At 48.9% G+C, this 16595-nt stretch carries 15 protein-coding genes; 11 read left to right on the forward strand and 4 right to left on the reverse strand.

All coding sequences use genetic code 11. The annotated features are described in order from the left end of the window. Positions 1 to 92: 92 nt before the first annotated feature. Positions 93 to 1742, reverse strand: a complete 1650-nt coding sequence (locus MCG46_RS00600) for a DUF1700 domain-containing protein (protein ID WP_240276651.1) — start codon at positions 1740 to 1742, stop codon at positions 93 to 95. Further along, the gene (locus tag MCG46_RS00605; protein ID WP_240276654.1) at positions 1720 to 2058 is read right to left on the reverse strand and encodes a PadR family transcriptional regulator; all 339 of its coding nucleotides are present in this window, start codon (positions 2056 to 2058) and stop codon (positions 1720 to 1722) included. The genes MCG46_RS00600 and MCG46_RS00605 overlap by 23 nt, the downstream gene beginning before the upstream one ends. A gap of 170 nt (positions 2059 to 2228) precedes the next feature. Here MCG46_RS00605 and MCG46_RS00610 point away from each other — a divergent pair, with 170 nt between their 5' ends. The 8 genes from MCG46_RS00610 (at position 2229) to MCG46_RS00645 (ending at position 12601) form a co-directional block, all read left to right on the forward strand. Further along, positions 2229 to 3035: a hypothetical protein gene (locus tag MCG46_RS00610; protein WP_240276656.1), complete on the forward strand. Its 807-nt coding sequence runs from the start codon at positions 2229 to 2231 to the stop codon at positions 3033 to 3035. 276 nt (positions 3036 to 3311) lie between these two features. Beyond that, positions 3312 to 4580: a hypothetical protein gene (locus MCG46_RS00615; protein WP_240276657.1), complete on the forward strand. Its 1269-nt coding sequence runs from the start codon at positions 3312 to 3314 to the stop codon at positions 4578 to 4580. Between the two features lie 422 nt (positions 4581 to 5002). Beyond that, positions 5003 to 5947: a hypothetical protein gene (locus MCG46_RS00620; protein WP_240276658.1), complete on the forward strand. Its 945-nt coding sequence runs from the start codon at positions 5003 to 5005 to the stop codon at positions 5945 to 5947. 8 nt (positions 5948 to 5955) lie between these two features. After that, positions 5956 to 6543, forward strand: coding sequence for a hypothetical protein (locus MCG46_RS00625; RefSeq protein WP_240276659.1), 588 nt, complete (start codon positions 5956 to 5958; stop codon positions 6541 to 6543). A 10-nt stretch (positions 6544 to 6553) separates the two neighbouring features. Then, positions 6554 to 8677, forward strand: coding sequence for an AAA family ATPase (locus tag MCG46_RS00630; protein ID WP_240276664.1), 2124 nt, complete (start codon positions 6554 to 6556; stop codon positions 8675 to 8677). Positions 8678 to 8931: 254 nt separating this feature from the next. Then, a complete protein-coding gene (locus tag MCG46_RS00635) occupies positions 8932 to 10062 on the forward strand; it encodes a toxic anion resistance protein (protein WP_040452406.1) in 1131 nt (376 codons plus the stop codon). 442 nt (positions 10063 to 10504) lie between these two features. Continuing rightward, positions 10505 to 11290 (forward strand): sulfite exporter TauE/SafE family protein, encoded by a 786-nt coding sequence (locus MCG46_RS00640; RefSeq protein ID WP_020226088.1) that lies wholly within the window; start codon positions 10505 to 10507, stop codon positions 11288 to 11290. A gap of 69 nt (positions 11291 to 11359) precedes the next feature. Further along, the gene (locus MCG46_RS00645; protein ID WP_240276666.1) at positions 11360 to 12601 is read left to right on the forward strand and encodes an alpha-L-fucosidase; all 1242 of its coding nucleotides are present in this window, start codon (positions 11360 to 11362) and stop codon (positions 12599 to 12601) included. Between the two features lie 225 nt (positions 12602 to 12826). Here the strand turns inward: MCG46_RS00645 and MCG46_RS00650 are convergent, their stop codons facing one another. Beyond that, positions 12827 to 13777 (reverse strand): LysR family transcriptional regulator, encoded by a 951-nt coding sequence (locus MCG46_RS00650; RefSeq protein ID WP_240276668.1) that lies wholly within the window; start codon positions 13775 to 13777, stop codon positions 12827 to 12829. A 106-nt stretch (positions 13778 to 13883) separates the two neighbouring features. Here MCG46_RS00650 and MCG46_RS00655 point away from each other — a divergent pair, with 106 nt between their 5' ends. From MCG46_RS00655 to MCG46_RS00665, 3 genes are read left to right on the forward strand one after another with little or no spacing between them, the layout of a single operon-like run. Next, a complete protein-coding gene (locus MCG46_RS00655) occupies positions 13884 to 14462 on the forward strand; it encodes a chromate transporter (protein WP_240276670.1) in 579 nt (192 codons plus the stop codon). Next, positions 14459 to 15028: a chromate transporter gene (locus tag MCG46_RS00660; RefSeq protein ID WP_240276671.1), complete on the forward strand. Its 570-nt coding sequence runs from the start codon at positions 14459 to 14461 to the stop codon at positions 15026 to 15028. Before MCG46_RS00655 ends, MCG46_RS00660 begins: the two co-directional genes overlap by 4 nt. Positions 15029 to 15043: 15 nt before the next feature. Next, positions 15044 to 15490, forward strand: a complete 447-nt coding sequence (locus MCG46_RS00665; protein WP_240276672.1) for a hypothetical protein — start codon at positions 15044 to 15046, stop codon at positions 15488 to 15490. Positions 15491 to 15696: 206 nt separating this feature from the next. Here MCG46_RS00665 and MCG46_RS00670 read toward each other — a convergent pair whose 3' ends face one another. Then, positions 15697 to 16560, reverse strand: coding sequence for a helix-turn-helix domain-containing protein (locus MCG46_RS00670; protein WP_240276673.1), 864 nt, complete (start codon positions 16558 to 16560; stop codon positions 15697 to 15699). Positions 16561 to 16595 lie beyond the last annotated feature (35 nt).

A 16595-nucleotide genomic window follows, 5' to 3' on the forward strand; every position in this document is an offset into this window, starting at 1 on the left:
CAATATGCTTCATTTTATCATAGAAGCCGGTTGGCGGCAAAAGCCAGAACTTGCCTGAAAAATAAAAAACAGACGAATTTCAGGTTCGTCTGTCAGGGCTGCAGCGTCAGGACGTCCGAATATTCGTCTAACTGCAGCTTTTCTAAAGTTGATCGTGAGGCTTCGACAACAACGCGGGAGTAGGCATAAGAATTCGTTGTATCTGGCGTGTACCATTTTCCTTCCCGGACCGCCCGCAGAAAGATGTCGATTCCGATCTGGAACTCATTGATGCCTTCTTCCTGTTCAAATATGTTCATGACTTTCAGCGACTGATAATCCTCCGGCTGAACCTCCTCTTCCGTCCGCTGCTGATACTGTCCCGGCGGCAGATTCAGACGCACGCTGCCGTAGCCCAGCTCCGGGGCTTCGCGGAAGACGACTTCGCTGAACGGAAAGGAAAGATAGATCTTATCAATGGCGTCAGTCTGTTCGATTTGAATTTTCACCGGCTGTCCAGAAAAAATTTCCGGGAAATCCTCGCTCAGTTCGACTTTTTCATAACGGGAGAATTCCATCATCGTTAACGGGACGCTGATTCCCGTAAGCACAACGCTGATAATCAGGGAAATCAGCAGCGGCCGTTTTTTTGCAGCCGGATGGATAAGCCGCCACAGCGCGGAAACAGCGGCCTGGAATACACCGATCAAACCACCGCACAATAACGTCACGCCCCATAGTTTAGCGCCCTGAATTAACAGGAAGACCAGCAAGCCGAAAGCGAAGCAGAGAGCAATTTCACCGATGCCAAACGGTATGAGAACCATCAGGGCAATCAGCTGGACAATGCCGATCATGAAGCGGGCGGTTACCTTCCCAACACCCCAGCCGTGTTTTCTGGATGTTTCTCTCTCATTATAATAAGAAGAAGAGGACGGCTGAATCAGCGGATCGATCGGATCTTCTAAAATCCGTTCTTCCGCAAGATCTACCCTTAGCGATTCCAGTTTTACTTCTGTCTGCACGATGTCGTCTTCGGCCATCTCGGCCTGATCGAACGCTTCCGTTTCTTTGCGCAAATCTTTTTCTTTGGCCTGTGACGCTGCTTTTAAGGAATCCGATGTGTCAGATTGGGGTGAGCAGGCGTCATCAGAACGCCTGCGAAGGTGAAAGCTCAGCGGTTTTTCAATCAGATCCCGCAGTGTGATCTCTTTGTTTTCCAGTCCCTGAGTAATGAAGCTGGCCATTAACAGGATCACCAGACAAAGATAGATCAGGTTGATCGCCAGACGAACGACAATGTTCAGCGGGACTGCCAAAAAGCTCGGCAGAATGACGCGCAGAAGACCGGTCGTCAACGTTTCCAACAGAGAAAACGGAATTTTCATCAGTCCGACAACGACCAGCGCGATCAAAATCAAGGCGATCAGCCGAATTACGGCTTCCACGCTGAGATCGTTGAAATGCTGCGTAAAGTAGCTGACAGCCGAATCAATCCCCTGTGTCAGACCATCCACCACGCTGTCGATAATATCGCGGCTTTTATCACGGGTATATTTATCATCGATCTTATATGCACTGAGAATCTCCCGCGCCAGATCGTCGAGATTGCCGAAGTCAGCAACGGCTTCATCTTCGGTTTTGCCTTCCTGCAGCTTATTGTCAATATAACCGGAATACTCATCCAGGATATCCTGGATTTCATCGTGTTTGAGCAGGTGCAGTTTATGTTCTAATTTTTCAAGAAATTCCTTCTTTGTCATCTTGAGATCCCCCTTCCAGGAAAAGATTGAGCTGCTTGGAAAATGCCAGCCATTCGGTTTTGAGCTGATTCATCGTCGCTAATCCTAACGCGGTGATGCGGTAATATTTGCGCGGCGGGCCTTCTGTGGATTCGACCAGGTAGGTTTCAAAATATTTTTCGTTGGTCATGCGTTTGAGCAGCGGATAAATCGTGCCTTCATTCACCTCAACGACTTCGCAGACCCGCTTGACCAGCTCATAGCCGTAGATGTCATGCTGACTGACAACGACCATGACGACTAAATCGAGCACGCCTTTTTTAAATTGTGCGTTCATGGCGATCCTTCCTTCTGGTTACCATGCTAAACCAACTACCTTGCATTGTCAAGTAGTTAAAGCAGAACATTTTACCAGTTTTTACGGCCTGAGGGCAAATTTTACTTTTTTTTATCGGTGGATTGTGATAAAACTGATATAGAAGAAACTGAAACAGGGGGACCAAACACATGGCAATTTATCAAATTTTAGAAGAAATTAAAGATGTCAGAAAAGAGGGGGAGCTGTGCGACTTTAACGGCTACCTGGAAGATTACCTGGAAATGATCGATTCTTCCGAAGATCAGCTGATGAAGGAAATCCTGCATGCGCTGTTTGAAGAAGATCATGATTTAAAGATCTGCGTTAATCTGCGCGCCGATATCAACCGTCAGGTTATTTCCAATCAGATCATTCGATATAAAGATGCGTTCAAGCTGCAGGGACATCCGGTAATTTGCCCGGTTATTGTTTACGGCAAACAAGAGGATGCCGAACGGGCGCTGATCCTGGTTAAGCACAGTGACCGCAGCTATCTGTATGCCAAGGGCCTCTATTACACGCTGACGGAACCATACAGCTTCTTAGCTGACTGCAAGAACGAACTGGTTGCTGTGACGGCAGAGAGTGTTGATGGTGTGCTGGCGACTTTCCGCAAACTGTTCAGCGTCAAAGCGGGGGCTTTGCAGCGGGAAGCGGACCGCAATTGTTTCTCCAACTATGAACAGCTGAAAAAGGATGCACTGGATGAAGCGGAAGCCGTGAAGGAAAATGCCGAAACCGAGCTGCGTGATGCGGAGGATAAGGAAGCGATGATTTATTCGCTGGTTGTTCGCTGGTTCTTACTGAAAAAGGTTGTTTACGTTCAGTACATGGTCAATAAGGATATGCTGCAGAACGTTCATGAAGGCAATATCAAGAAACAGCGGAATCAGGCCAAGATCAATGCGGATGAAATCCCGTTCATTTCTTACAGCGAACTGTGGAGAAGCATCTAAATTCAACAAACTGACAAGCATGACAGAAATGTTGTGCTTGTTTTTCTTTGCGATGAATTGTAAGCCATCATGCCTTTGATGATTCGCTATCGGCGGACAAGCCGATCCGGACAGACAACGGTTGCCTGTTGAAAAAAGTTGTGCCTGCGGCTGAGCAGAAAGGTGTTCGTTTTCATCGATAAATAAATTATTCTGAAAATGAATAAAATAAAAGAATAAATAATTCGACATCAAATCACCTTCATGATAGACTATGAAAAAAGGGAGGATTCTATCATGACGATGCAGGTCAGCTTTGAAAGAATTGACATCACTCCGGCGCTGCCGGTCCGCTTATCCGGTTTTGGAAAAGTCCGCTGGGCCGAAACGGCGCACGATCCACTGTTTGCCCGCTTACTTTTATTCAGCGGGGAACAGGAAACTTTATGGATTCAGCTCGATTGGTGTGCGGCGGATTCCATGCTTTTTGATCAGGTAGCAGATTTAACCGGAATTCATCAGCCGCATCTTATCATTTCAGCGACACATACCCATTCCGGACCTTGCGGTACGGTTCGCTGCGATCAGGGTATTTTGAAGGGGTTGGAGCCGGTATTCGGGGATGTGAATGCCTGTTATATTGCCGAAACTGCCCGCAAGATTGCAAAGGCTGTTGAGCGGCTGCGGCAGACAAAACAAGCTTTCCAATGGCGGTTGGTTCGCGGAACGGTTGCCGGACTTGGAACGGATCGGCATGATCCGCAGCTGCCCTGCGATCAGGATGCCTTCGTTCTGGAACTGATCACAGAGGAAGGACGGCGCTGTCTGTGGACACGGATGGCGTGTCATCCAACCGTTCTTAACGGCGATAATCTTGAGCTGACGGCAGATTTTCCCGGCGCGCTGGAAGCCTGCTTTGATGCGGTAGAAATGGTGGCTTTTGTGAACGGAAGCTGCGGGGATATGAGTACGCGGTTCACCCGTCAGCAATCCAGTTTCGCCGAGATGGAACGCCTGGCTCAGCTGGCGGCCGATCAGCTGAAAACGCTGTTGGCACAGCCGGTGCATTTTACTCCGGGCGAAAAGCTGACGCTGAAAGTGGATCAGAAAACATTTCAGGTAAAAGCGAAGGTTTTGGATTCAGTAGACGTGGCCGAAGCCAAGGTCAGTGCCTTGAAGGCTCAGGTTGAACAGGCCCGCAAAGCGGGGGCGGATGCCCATGCCCTGCGGCTGTTGGAATCTTTGAAAGAAGGGGCGGAGAATAATCTTTTGTCCTGCCGCAATGCTTCCGGCGTCCGGGAAATCGCGCTGTCTGTTTCCTGTATCCAGCTGCCTTCGCTCAATCTGATCACCGTTCCAGTCGAGCTTTTCAGCAAGCTCAGCAATCCGGTGAAGGCCGAATGGAAGGCTGAATTTATCGGCTATACCAATGGCTATGCGCTGTATATGGCCGATGAAAATGCCTTTGATCAGCAATTTTACGAAGCGATGAGCAGTCCGTTTGAAAAAGGCGCCGGGGAAGAACTGATCCGGCAGATCGGCAGCTGGCTGACGTCCTTGAACTAATTCTTTAGTACGCTTTTCTATAATCTTTTAAAATTTTCAGCGCACAGCGGCCGCAAACGGACCGCTGTTTTCAATCCTTTGATGAGCGATGATTTTAAGTGATGATAGTTTAGAGGAATTGATAAATTGTCATAAGAAAAACATTCCATTTTTGATCCTAGATATCACGAAGATCGCTATCTTTTCACTTGGGATCTTTCAGATAAGGCGGAATGAAAAACAAAGCTGGCAAAGCACTCAGAATTACTTTGATGAAGCTTTTTCGCATTTTCTTATCTTGGGGTCATGGGTTTTCATTTCGCAGTAAAAATTCGCCTTAAAATAAGTCGGTAAAGCACGTTTTAATGCCATCCTAACTGTGCTATAATTAACGCGAGTTCATAATCAGAAAGAAACTTCCGAACTCATGCAAGGGGGACAAAATGAGAAATTCCTGGATTTTTCCGGTGTTGTTTTTTATGATGATATTTGGGTTTGGCGGGATGTTCAGCGGCCTGCTTTTTCCGCTTATTATCTTTTTTATAATTTATAAATCAGTAACGAAGAATAATAATGAACGGCAGACAGTACGCCGCCGGTCTTCGTCAGGGCAGAGCCGTACGCGTCTATCCGGCCGCCAGAGTGATCTGGTCAATGAAGCGCTGGGCCGTTATTTCCGCACGCATGAAAAACTGCCGCTTCTGGAAGAAATCGGCCTGCGTCCGGAAAAGGCAGAATATACTGGACTGCGGAATCTGATCCTGCTCAAAGAGGACGACTGCATTGGAACGCTGGATGAGTTTGGAGAACGTTACCCGCGGCTGTATAACGAAGTTCTGCGCCTGTTGGTTGAATTTGCCAAACAGCCGCAGACAGAGGAAACACCAAAGCAGAAAGTGAAACCGGAAACGGTGCAGGCGGAAGAACCGGCGCCGGTTCAGCCGGAACCGCAGCCGGAGTTGGATCGGGCAGAAGCCTGCATTGAAAAAATTAACGTGCTGAATACCGAAATCGCCAATGAATCGATTACCAATGGACTTTATCAGACCTGTGCCTTGCTGAAACATCTGGCGATTGCTGAGGAAAAATTTCCTGAGAATAAAGATAAGCTGGACAAGCTTTATCAATACTATCTGCCGATTTTGCTGGATATCCTGGAAAACTATAAGAACATCGGCCAGTCGGCGGCTAATCATGAGGATTTCCATGAAGCAGAGGATCGTTTAAACAAGACGATCATCCTGATCAATGAAGCGATGAAAACGATCAGCGCGACGATGGCTGAGGATGATTTGATGAGTTTGTCCGCGGATATGACGACGCTGGAAGCGCTGCTGAAAAAGGATGGATTGGTTCAGGAAGGTACGCTTTCAGGAGTCAGAAAGTAGGTGAAACAATGAGTCAGAAACAAAAAAATACGGATTATTTGGATGATTTGTTTGACAAACATTTTAATGATAAAGATTTTATGAATACCAACCTTGCGGATTTCGGACAGATGGTGCGCGACACCATTAACGAAGAAGCCCGCAAGCAGGGTTATGATACGATGAGCGATCTGATCAGCGGCGAAATTCAGGAAGGGCTCAGCGGCAATAGCCGGACCCGCAAACGTCCGGTTACCGCGGCCGTGCACCGCCGTCATGGAAGCTATCGCACCCGTTATGAATACGTTCGGGAAATGCTGGAAAATGTCGTTTATCCGCCGCGGCAGCGTGGTTATTACCGCGATGGGCACCAGGATGCGATTCAGCGTTATCTGCGCAGAATGGCCATCAATCAGAATGACATGATGATGTATGAGAAAATTGTGGATGAGGAAATCCGCAAGTATTATCAACAGAATACCCGTCAGCGCAGTAATAAATACGATGAAGGCTATTATGATGGATTAAAGCTTGTGGCCCGCGCGCTGAAAGAGTCCCGCGATCTGATGATGGAAGAAATCGGCGATCGGCTGGCGGCAGCGCTGAAAGTCTATTAGAGGATAAGGCATGTCAAAAGAAAATGAAAAGAAGGATCTTGAACAGCTGATGAATTCGATGTTTCGCGGACATCGTCTGAATACGGTGTCGGCGGAAGACTATCTAGAGCAGGTGCAGAAAAACCAAACGGAGCTGCAGACGGGACTGGATCAGGCCCAGGCTCACCAGAAAAAGGCGGAGGATACGCTGCGTACAACGGAAAACGCGATGGATCAGCTCAATGCCATTCTGCGCCGGCAAAGCGAAGAAATCCAGAAGCAGTCGGAAGCGCTGCGCGGACAATCACAGGATTTAGGTTTCAGCGATCAGGATTTTGCGAAGCTGCAGGCTGAAGTTCAGAAGGACTTCGGGATTCAGGTCGATATTGAGAACAAGGAGAAACGTCAGGCTCAGGATCTGCAGGCAGTGCTGACAGGAATGCGGGAAGCCGCTGAACAGACGGGTGCGGTTGTGTTGGGCCAGGAAGTCTTTCTGAGCGATTTGGCCCGAGCGTTCTTCCGGCCTTTCGCCAGCGGTCAGCCGGAAGGCGTGCTGCGCAATGTCTTTGTCATCAGCGGCCCGGTTGGCAGCGGCCGGCACCTGGCGCTGTCGACGATGATCCAAACCCTGGCTGAAAAACACTGGCTGACCAGTGCAGACACGGTGACGATTAACGGTTCGCATTATGCCGGAAGTGATCAGGAAAAGGTCTTCATTCAGGATATGTACGCGGCTTCCTGCGCCGAAGCCGAAGTGATTGTCATTGAACAGGCGGAAGCGATGTATCCGCCGTTTCTCAATCAGCTGATGAAGCTGTGTCAGAATGAAGAAGTGACTTTGAATAAACGATATGTTTTAAATAAAGGAAAACAGCTGGTGGAAGCCAACAGCTCTTTGGTCACCCAGACTGTGTCAACGCTGAAATTGACAGATAAATACATTGTTTTCCTAACGGCCTCACGCAAGACGCTGATGCAGAATTTCCCGAATTCCATGACAGAAGTGATTTTAGATCAGCCTTCGTCGCAGCCGTTAAGCCAGGAAGTCCTCCTGACGCTCTTTCAGCGGCGGTTAGAGGAAACGGTGGTCAACGCTGCCAGACAGCTCAATATCACTTTGACCTTTGAGGCGGATGCGGCTAGGAAACGGCTGGCAGTCTTGGAAACGTCAACCGGAGCTTTGGCCTTGGAAAAAGATATCCGGCAGTTGAATGCCGCTTTAAACGAGCTGTGTCTGAAACAATCGGAGCCGCTTCATGAGGTTCATATCAAAGTGGAAAAGGAATGGATTTTTGAAGCTCACGGTCAACCGCTGGCGATTTCTGATTTAATCCGGCTGGAAAAGGATGATCTTGAAGCCATTCGTAAAGAAATGGATGCGATTGTCGGTCTGCAGGAAGTCAAAGATACGTTAAAATCCATGGAAGAACATTACAAAGTCACCCAACTGCGGCAGAAACAAGGCTTGAAAGCCGCGCCGCTGTCCCGCCATATGATCTTTACCGGCAATCCCGGAACGGGCAAGACGACGATGGCCCGCTTAGTCGCCCGGCTGTTTAAGGCCCTGGGCTTGTTGTCGCAGGGGCAGCTGATCGAGGTCAGCCGCAGTGATTTAGTCGGCCGTTATGTCGGCCACACCGCACCGCTGACCCAGCAGATTATTGAATCCGCTTTGGGCGGCGTGCTGTTTATTGATGAAGCGTATTCATTAGTCCGCGGCAAGGATGACAGCTTCGGTCTGGAGGCTGTCGACACGTTAGTGAAGGGCATGGAAGATCACCGCGATGATCTGATTGTCATTCTGGCTGGCTACAGCCGGGAAATGGAAGAATTCCTGAATGCGAATTCCGGGTTGAAGTCGCGGTTCCCCAATAATCTGAACTTCGCCGACTATACCGGTAGCGAACTGACGCAGATTGCCGTTTCACTGGCGCAAGGGAAAGACTACGTTATCGACGAGGGCTGTCTGAACGATTTAACGATTTATTTTAACGCGGTTCAGATGAATTCCGCCGCCCGCAGCGGCAATGGCCGATTAGCTCGCAATACCGTAGAAAAAGCGATCCTGAATCAATCCCGACGGATTCTGAACGATCCGAAAGCACGAATGGATCTGCTGCTGCGGGAAGATTTTGACCTTGAGCTGCAGAACTAAACTCCATGAAGATCAATAAAGCTGCCGGGAAGGCTTACTAACCCGCAGCTTTTCCTTTTCTTGCAAATGAATGGAAGCTTTCCGAGGAAAAAACCACGCTGTTCCGCTGATTCAGGAGCATCAAAGCAGAAAGCGGTGCGTGCAAACAAAATTCATCGCTGAGCAGACTCGGGAGTTTCTTGACAAGCGGAAAGCGACCGTCTAAGATTAAAGAGGTAAACGAATTCAATGGATAGAAAAGAGGAATAATGATCATGGCTGAAGAGAAAATTACGCTGACGCTGAATCCCCAGATTTCAGAAGAAGAAACCATTGCGGAGCCAGCGCCGCAGTTAAAGACTGCGGATCAGCAGCAGGAAGTCAAATTAAGCCCGGAAGAACAGAAAATGGTCGATGACTTTTCCAAGCAGATCGACGTGACATCATCCACAACCGTATTGCAGTACGGCGCTGAAGCCCAGAAGAAAATTGCGGATTTCTCCGATTCTGCCCTGCAGAATGTCAGAACAAAAGATCTCGGTGAAGTCGGTGAAATGATGGCAGATCTGGTCGGCGAGCTGAAAGGTTTTTCGGCGGATGAGGAAGAAGAAAAAGGCTTGTTCGGCATGTTTAAGAAAACGACGAACAAGATGGAAAAGATGAAAGCCCGCTATGACAAGGCGGAACTGAATGTCAACAAGATTTCCAAAGCACTGGAAGATCATCAGATTACACTGATGCGCGATATTGCCCTGCTGGATCAGCTGTATGAAAAGAACATGGTTCATTTCAAAGAGCTGACCATGTATATTCTGGCAGGGAAAAAGAAGCTGCAGGAAGTCCGCAGTCAGGACCTGCCGAAGATGATTGAGGCAGCCAAGCGCAGCGGACTGCCGGAAGACGCACAGAAGGCCAATGATCTGGCTAATGCCTGCGACCGGTTTGAGAAGAAGATTCATGATCTGGAACTGACGCGCACCGTTGCGCTGCAGATGGCGCCGCAGATTCGTCTGGTTCAGAACAATGACACCTTGATGACGGAAAAAATCCAGTCGACGCTGGTCAATACGATCCCGCTGTGGAAAAGTCAGATGGTGCTGGCACTGGGGCTGAATCACTCCAAGCAGGCGATGGAAGCTCAGCGTGAGGTCAATGAAATGACCAACCAGCTGCTGAAAAAGAATGCCGATACATTAAAGATGGCCACGATTGAAACGGCCAAGGAATCCGAGCGCGGCATCGTGGATATCGAAACGCTGCAGCATACTAACGAGGCGCTGATTTCGACGCTGGATGAAGTCGCTCAGATTCAGAAGGAAGGCCGCCAGAAGCGGATTGAAGCGGAAGCTGAACTGCGCAAGATCGAAAAAGAACTCAATCAGAAACTGTTGGAAATCAATCGTTAAACCAGCGGCTCTGTACTGAGATCTCATTGGTAAAAGAAAGACGGAATAAAAAAACAGGAAGCGCTTGGCGTGTGCATAAGCATGAAGCTAAGGCTTCCTTTTTGTCAGCCTTCTCCGCAGCCTCTGTCTTAGGCGATTTTTGTGCAGTTCCCAGCGGTCATCGAGGCTGCAGCCATGAAAAAACAGGTTGTTTTCGCTTCTGTAAAATAGAGGAATTATACGCTGCTTTCTGATACAGGAGCTCAATCTTTGGCAAAAAACATTCTTTCACAAGAGTTTTACAGTGGATGCCGAACATCTATGATATAATATAAAAGTAAGATTAAAGCAGGAATTGAGCTTGCTTTTCAAGCTTAATTACGGTACTATGAATCACTGTGAGCAAATGGAGAGGAAACACGCTGCAGACGAAAAAGAAGCAGCGGAATAAGGGAGGATTTTTATGGTTTGGATTTATTCTATCGTCGTTCTGTGCGCGACGACCATCGGAGCGATCGCCGGTTTGGGCGGCGGTGTAATTATTAAACCTTGTTTTGATATGCTGGGATATCATGATGCGGCAACAATTGGGGTGTATTCATCGATCGCGGTCTTTACGATGTGCATTGTTTCCATCATTAAGCAGCTGCGGCATGGTTCTCGGTTTGATGTCCTGACGGTCGTCATGATTTCGTTGGGGTCCATTCTGGGCGGATTCGCCGGGGAAAGTGTGTTTAATTTAGTCAATCAGCAGTTCTCTTCCCAGGGAACAGTGAAGGGAATCCAGGCGATTTTATTGGCGGTTACGCTGGTCTGCATCCTGATCTACACGCTGAATAAATCGAAGATCAAGACCTACCGCGTCAAAAATAAAGCGGTGATTACGCTGCTGGGTTTTGTCCTTGGGGTTATTTCGGTCTTTTTGGGCATTGGCGGCGGTCCGATGAACATTGCGCTGCTGACCATCTTCTTTTCCTTTGATATGAAGGAATGCGTTGTCTATTCGATCGCGACCATCTTCTTTTCGCAGATTTCCAAACTGTCCCAGGTGTATATCGCCAACCAGTTTACAGCGTATGATATGTCGCCGATTTTGTTTATCTGCGTGGCTTCTGTCATCGGCGGCTACCTTGGAACGTGGCTGAACAACCGGCTGGATAACCGGCAGGTGGAAAAGGTCTATATCGCCACCATGGCCTGTCTGCTTCTGCTCAGCTGTTTCAACGCTTACCGCGGTTTTTTTGGATAAAATAGAAACAGAGCGGCGATGTCGCTCTGTTTGAGTTAAAATAGAGATAAAGAAAGAGAGGATTCTACAATGAGTATTCCTGTACCTGCACCGTATATCGCCCAGTTTGAACAACGCGGTTTCGGTATGTTTATCCACTGGGGGCTGTATTCACAGCTGGCTCAGGGGGAATGGACGATGAATCTGCATCATATTTCCAATGAAAAATACACGGAGTTATTCAAAAACTTCACAGCGGAAGATTTCGACGCCAGACAAATTGTCGCGCTGGCTAAGCAAGCCGGCATGAAATACATCACGCTGACCACTCGTCATCACGATGGTTTTTCCCTGTATGATACCCGCGGCCTGACTGATTATGATGTTATGCATACCCCATGCGGCCGGGATCTGGTGAAGGAGTTTGTGGAGGCGTGCCGGGAAGAGGATATTCTTCCGATGCTCTATCACACGACGCTGGATTGGGTGCACCCGGATTTTGATCAGGATTTTGACGCCTATTTAGAATATCTGTCCAAATCGGTGGAAATTCTCTGCACGCATTACGGTAAGATCGGAGGGCTGTGGTTTGACGGCAACTGGTCTAAACGGGATGCGGACTGGAAGCTGGATGAATTCTACGGCATGATCCGGCGGCTGCAGCCGGAAGCGATGATTATCAACAACACCGGATTATCCCAGCAGGGAAAGACCGGTCATCCGGAAATTGACAGTGTCACCTTTGAACAGGGACAGGCTTCTCCGATGAATCGGGAAGGCATGCCGAAGTATGTGACCGCTGAAATGTGCCAGACGATGAACCGGCATTGGGGAATCGCCGAGCATGATCTGGATTACAAGAGCCCGCGGCAGATGATCGAACGGCTGTGCCATGCCCGCAAGGTCGGAGCGAATTATCTGCTGAACATCGGTCTTACCGGCCAGGGCGGCGTGACCAAGATGACCGAGGCGCTGCTGGAAGTGATCGGTCAGTGGACGGCGATGGCGAAGGATTCGCTGTATGACGGGAAGGTCAGCCCGATCCGCTGCAGTCATGAGAAGGATTTTGTGCTGGAGAAGGACGGCTGCGCTTACGTCTATGTTCATGATCTGCCGTTATTGGGGCCGAAGGATGTCGTAGCGGCCTATGAAAGCACCGATGAAGATCATGCGCTGTTGGGCTTAACCCGCAAGGTCAAAGCGATTCACTGGCTGGATAATGATGAAGAACTGTTGTTCAGTCAGAACGGCGATCAATGCAGCTATCGAGCCGTGGGCTTCCCTTATGGAACCCATTGGATCGTGCGCGTCGCCAAAGTTGATTTTGAATAATCAGCCGGGAAGATGAAGAAACACCGTTTAAAAAGCAGCGGTGAACAGGAACTTGTTTCAATCTTAATCAATAAAAAAGAGGAACAGCCTCATTACGGATGGATAACGTAAAGGAGCTGTTCCTTTTTTTTGTGCTTTAATTTTCAGGCGCATTCCATGTCATAAAATCAGCTCTTTTACAACGAGATCCTGTTGGTGAGTGATCCTCAGCTTTGCTGCAATCCCTCATTGTCCGGCAGCCCGTCGGCGGCGCTCCTGTTCCGCTGCCTGCAACTCCTGTTGACGCTGTTGGGATAACAAACTGGCACTGAGATGGCACTGCTTTAAGAAGGCTTGGGCAGAACGGGTCAGATATTTGGAACGATGGTAAACCAGGTGGCAGGTTCGCCGGAAAGCCGCATCCGGAAGCTGGAGCAGCTGGACTTCCCCCTGCAGAATATCATCTTTTACCAGTTCATAAGGCAGAACGGAAATCCCGATATTGGCTTCCACGGCACTGACGATGGCCCGGGTTGAGGAACTCTGCCATAACGGCTCGACCTGGATTTGATGCGCTGTCATAAAGTTTTCAAAAATCTCCCGGGTGCCGCTGCCCAATTCCCGCATCAACAACGGTTCACGAACAATATCCTCCAGTGTAAGCCGATCCTTTTTGGCCAGCGGATGATGAGCGCCGCAGAGGACGACAAGCCGGTCTTCATAAAACGGCTCGGTGATGATATCCGGTGAATGAATCAGACCTTCGCATAAAGCAATGTCTATTTCATTATTCAGAATTTTGGCTTCAATGGTTTCCGAACTGTTGACAATCACCGGAATTTTAATGCCGGGAAAGGATTGAGAAAACGCTTTAATAATCTGCGGAAGCAGCCGAATACCCAGAGAAATACTGGCGCCCACGCGCAGCGTTCCGAAATAATCCCAGTTTTTAATTCCGGTTTCCATCTCATCAAAGGTAGCGGTGATGTGCTGGGCATAGCTCAGAAAGTTTTTGCCCGCTTCGGTAATATAAATTCGTCTTCCGATCCGGTCGAACAGGGCAATGCCGTAATAGTCCTCCAGCTCGCTGATGGCCAGGCTGACAGCCGGCTGCGACAAGTGGAGATTCTCCGCGGCGCGGGTAATGTTCATCGTGTGACAGACTTCAACAAAAATACGCATGTGACGCAAAGTCATAACAGCCTCCTTATATATTGAAAATGATATGAAATATATTTAATTATAATATTATTCATATAATTAGGCAAGCACTATAATGGGGTGGAAGGAAAGGGAAAGAGAAATGGAAAAAAAACAGGAAGTCAGTCTTATTAAAATGTTTACCTCCACCTTCACCCTCAGCATGTTCACTTTCGGCGGCGGCTTTGTCATCGTCCCGTTAATGAAAAAGAAGTTCGTCGATGAGCTGCATTGGGTGGAAGAGAAGGAAATGATGGATCTGGTCGCGATCGCGCAGAGCTCACCGGGAGCGATTGCGGTCAACGGTTCAATTATCATCGGTTATCGGCTCAAAGGGATTGTCGGCGCGCTGGTCAACATTCTGGCGACGGTACTGCCCCCGCTGATCATTTTGACCATCATCTCGTATTGTTATGATGCTTTCCGCAGCAGCGCCGTCGTCAGCTTTGCGATGCGCGGGATGCAGGCGGCCGTTGCCGCGGTCATTGTCGATGTCGTCTTCAATATGATCAAGGGACTGATCGTGGAGAGAAATCGAGTCGGCATTATCGTCATGATCCTGGCGCTGATTGCCAATAGCGTCTTTAAGGTCAACATTCTCATTCTGATCGTTGTCTGCGGCGCGATTGGGACTGTGAATACGATGAGCCGTGAAAAGGCCAGAAAGGAGCGCATCGGATGATTGAAATCTTCTTTAAGCTATTCTGGAGCTTCTTCCAGATCGGTCTGTTCAGTATCGGCGGCGGGTATGCCGCGATGCCGCTGATCCAAAATCAGGTGGTTGCGATTCATGGCTGGCTGACGATGACGCAGTTTGCGGATATCATCACGATCGCCGAAATGACTCCAGGTCCGATTGCGATTAACTCAGCCACGTTCGTCGGCACTCAGGTCGCCGGCCTGCCGGGAGCCATCATTGCCACAATCGGCTGCGTGCTTCCTTCCTGCATCATCGTGCTGACCTTGGCCTGGGTTTATTATAAATACCGCGAATTGTCCGTCATGCAGGGAATTCTGTCCGGTCTGCGGCCGGTTGTCGTCGCCCTGATTGCCGGAGCTGGAATCAGCCTGTGCAAACTGGCGCTGTTAAAAGAAGGCGCGGCGGGATTGGCCTGGTCGCAGATTGACTGGTTGTCGGTAGGCTTGTTTGCCGCGGCATTGATCGCCTTACGGAAATTCAAATTGAATCCGATTTGGGTTATGGCCTCGATCGGCGTGTTCAATGTAGTCATCCATATCTGGGGATAAAGGAGGAAAATAGGGATGAAGTGGAATGTGACAAAGCATGGGAAACAGAGAATACTCAAGGATGAGAAAAAACAGACTGCCGCTATTTTGACACTGGAGGCACAGACGCCGGTGATTGAGTATCAGGGAAAAACGTACAGCGTTCAGGTTGAAAGACAGGCGCATACGATTTCCTTGAAGCTGGTACCGCTGGGTGAAGGAAACCTGATCTGGAATGGCAAGGAAGACGGGATCTGGGCGCTGCGTCCGCCGGTCTATGAACAGGCAGAGATTCGCTTCGGTGATTTTATCGGTCAGCTCTGCTGCCGGGGCGTTCGCTGTCAGATTGAAAAAGCCGGGCATGTGATCGGCCATCTGCAGCCCAATCAGATTGAGATGGAAGAATCAGATCCGCTGCTGGCAGCCTTTCTCATGCTGGTATTCAGCCGAATGATTGAAGAGAAGGACATCATGCTTGTATAATTCAAAAGAACCCTCATTCCGGATAAGAATGGGAGTTTTTTTTTATTAATTTGTTTTTCTGAGTTTGTTCAATAACGACTCCGGCATAACCGCAGAAAAAATTGGCAGGCACAGCGATCTAGGATAAAGAGGACGGAAAAAGCCTGTTTCCTCGGCAGGATCGCCGCCGAAGCAAGCCGGTGCGTGAACTTTAGTTTTCAATAGCGTTATTTTATGGGGATAAACAATTTAACCTCATTCTGCGGATCGTCATAGGAAATTACTTTCCGGGCATAAACCTCAAAATCCTCCCGTTCATCCAGCTCCACTTTGGCGCTTGGCAGCCAAGTTCCATAGATATAAAGATAAGTCGTATATAAATTGCGAAAAGCTCCCCGATGAGTAAAGACCGCAAATTTTCCCCCATTCAGCGTTTTTGCGATCAAGCCTGGCGGCAGAGAAGTCAAAGCGCTGACCGGGCTGCCGACCAACACCGTAAAGGCAATGTCGCCTTCCTGAGTATAGGTGGTCGACAACGTTTCACAGACACTGTATCCAATGGCCGAGGTCGAGAAAAAAGAATGATACTCACGCAGAAATTGTTCCCAGAGAGAAGGAATCTGATTGTTGGAAAGGGCTGTGGTGCCGCGCAGACCACCGAGCTGAACGGCTTCGCGTTCTACAATCTCCGGCGTGTGGGAAACGTTGAAAGCGATGTGTTCAAGATCGCCGGGAAGCAGCTTCACTTTGGCTTCGACAAACCGGCTGATGCCGCGTCGGCGGTACTCGATGGGAGTGCATCCAAAATGTCCCTTGAAAGCTCGGTTAAAAACTTCGGCCGACTGAAAGCCGCATTCCAGCGCGATGTCGAGAACTCTTTGATCCGAATGCAGTAATTTCTCAGAAGCGGCAGAAAGCCGGCGGCGATGGATATAACGATTCACGGATTCACCGGAAACCGTGGTAAACAGGCGAGTCATGTGATAGTAAGAATAACCCGTTTCCCGCGATACATCGCTCAGACTGATTGGATCGGATAAATGCGCTTCGATATACTCAACGGCTTTTTCTAAAATTGATATGGATTTCATGCAGCGCCTCCTTCCCGTATTGTCATTATACCATG

The organism is Holdemania massiliensis (genome assembly GCF_022440805.1).
In the GTDB taxonomy this organism is placed as follows: Bacteria; Bacillota_I; Bacilli_A; order Erysipelotrichales; family Erysipelotrichaceae; genus Holdemania; species Holdemania massiliensis_A.

Bases quoted from the DNA above. Each gene is read 5' to 3' on its own strand.
- MCG46_RS00645 (WP_240276666.1), top strand. From the start codon at position 11,360: ATGAGTATTCCTGTACCTGCACCGTATATCGCCCAGTTTGAACAACGC.
- MCG46_RS00655 (WP_240276670.1), top strand. From the start codon at position 13,884: ATGGAAAAAAAACAGGAAGTCAGTCTTATTAAAATGTTTACCTCCACC.
- MCG46_RS00600 (WP_240276651.1), bottom strand. From the start codon at position 1,742: ATGACAAAGAAGGAATTTCTTGAAAAATTAGAACATAAACTGCACCTG.
- MCG46_RS00640 (WP_020226088.1), top strand. From the start codon at position 10,505: ATGGTTTGGATTTATTCTATCGTCGTTCTGTGCGCGACGACCATCGGA.
- MCG46_RS00665 (WP_240276672.1), top strand. From the start codon at position 15,044: ATGAAGTGGAATGTGACAAAGCATGGGAAACAGAGAATACTCAAGGAT.
- MCG46_RS00670 (WP_240276673.1), bottom strand. From the start codon at position 16,560: ATGAAATCCATATCAATTTTAGAAAAAGCCGTTGAGTATATCGAAGCG.
- MCG46_RS00620 (WP_240276658.1), top strand. From the start codon at position 5,003: ATGAGAAATTCCTGGATTTTTCCGGTGTTGTTTTTTATGATGATATTT.
- MCG46_RS00660 (WP_240276671.1), top strand. From the start codon at position 14,459: ATGATTGAAATCTTCTTTAAGCTATTCTGGAGCTTCTTCCAGATCGGT.
- MCG46_RS00635 (WP_040452406.1), top strand. From the start codon at position 8,932: ATGGCTGAAGAGAAAATTACGCTGACGCTGAATCCCCAGATTTCAGAA.
- MCG46_RS00650 (WP_240276668.1), bottom strand. From the start codon at position 13,777: ATGACTTTGCGTCACATGCGTATTTTTGTTGAAGTCTGTCACACGATG.
- MCG46_RS00625 (WP_240276659.1), top strand. From the start codon at position 5,956: ATGAGTCAGAAACAAAAAAATACGGATTATTTGGATGATTTGTTTGAC.
- MCG46_RS00605 (WP_240276654.1), bottom strand. From the start codon at position 2,058: ATGAACGCACAATTTAAAAAAGGCGTGCTCGATTTAGTCGTCATGGTC.
- MCG46_RS00610 (WP_240276656.1), top strand. From the start codon at position 2,229: ATGGCAATTTATCAAATTTTAGAAGAAATTAAAGATGTCAGAAAAGAG.
- MCG46_RS00615 (WP_240276657.1), top strand. From the start codon at position 3,312: ATGACGATGCAGGTCAGCTTTGAAAGAATTGACATCACTCCGGCGCTG.
- MCG46_RS00630 (WP_240276664.1), top strand. From the start codon at position 6,554: ATGTCAAAAGAAAATGAAAAGAAGGATCTTGAACAGCTGATGAATTCG.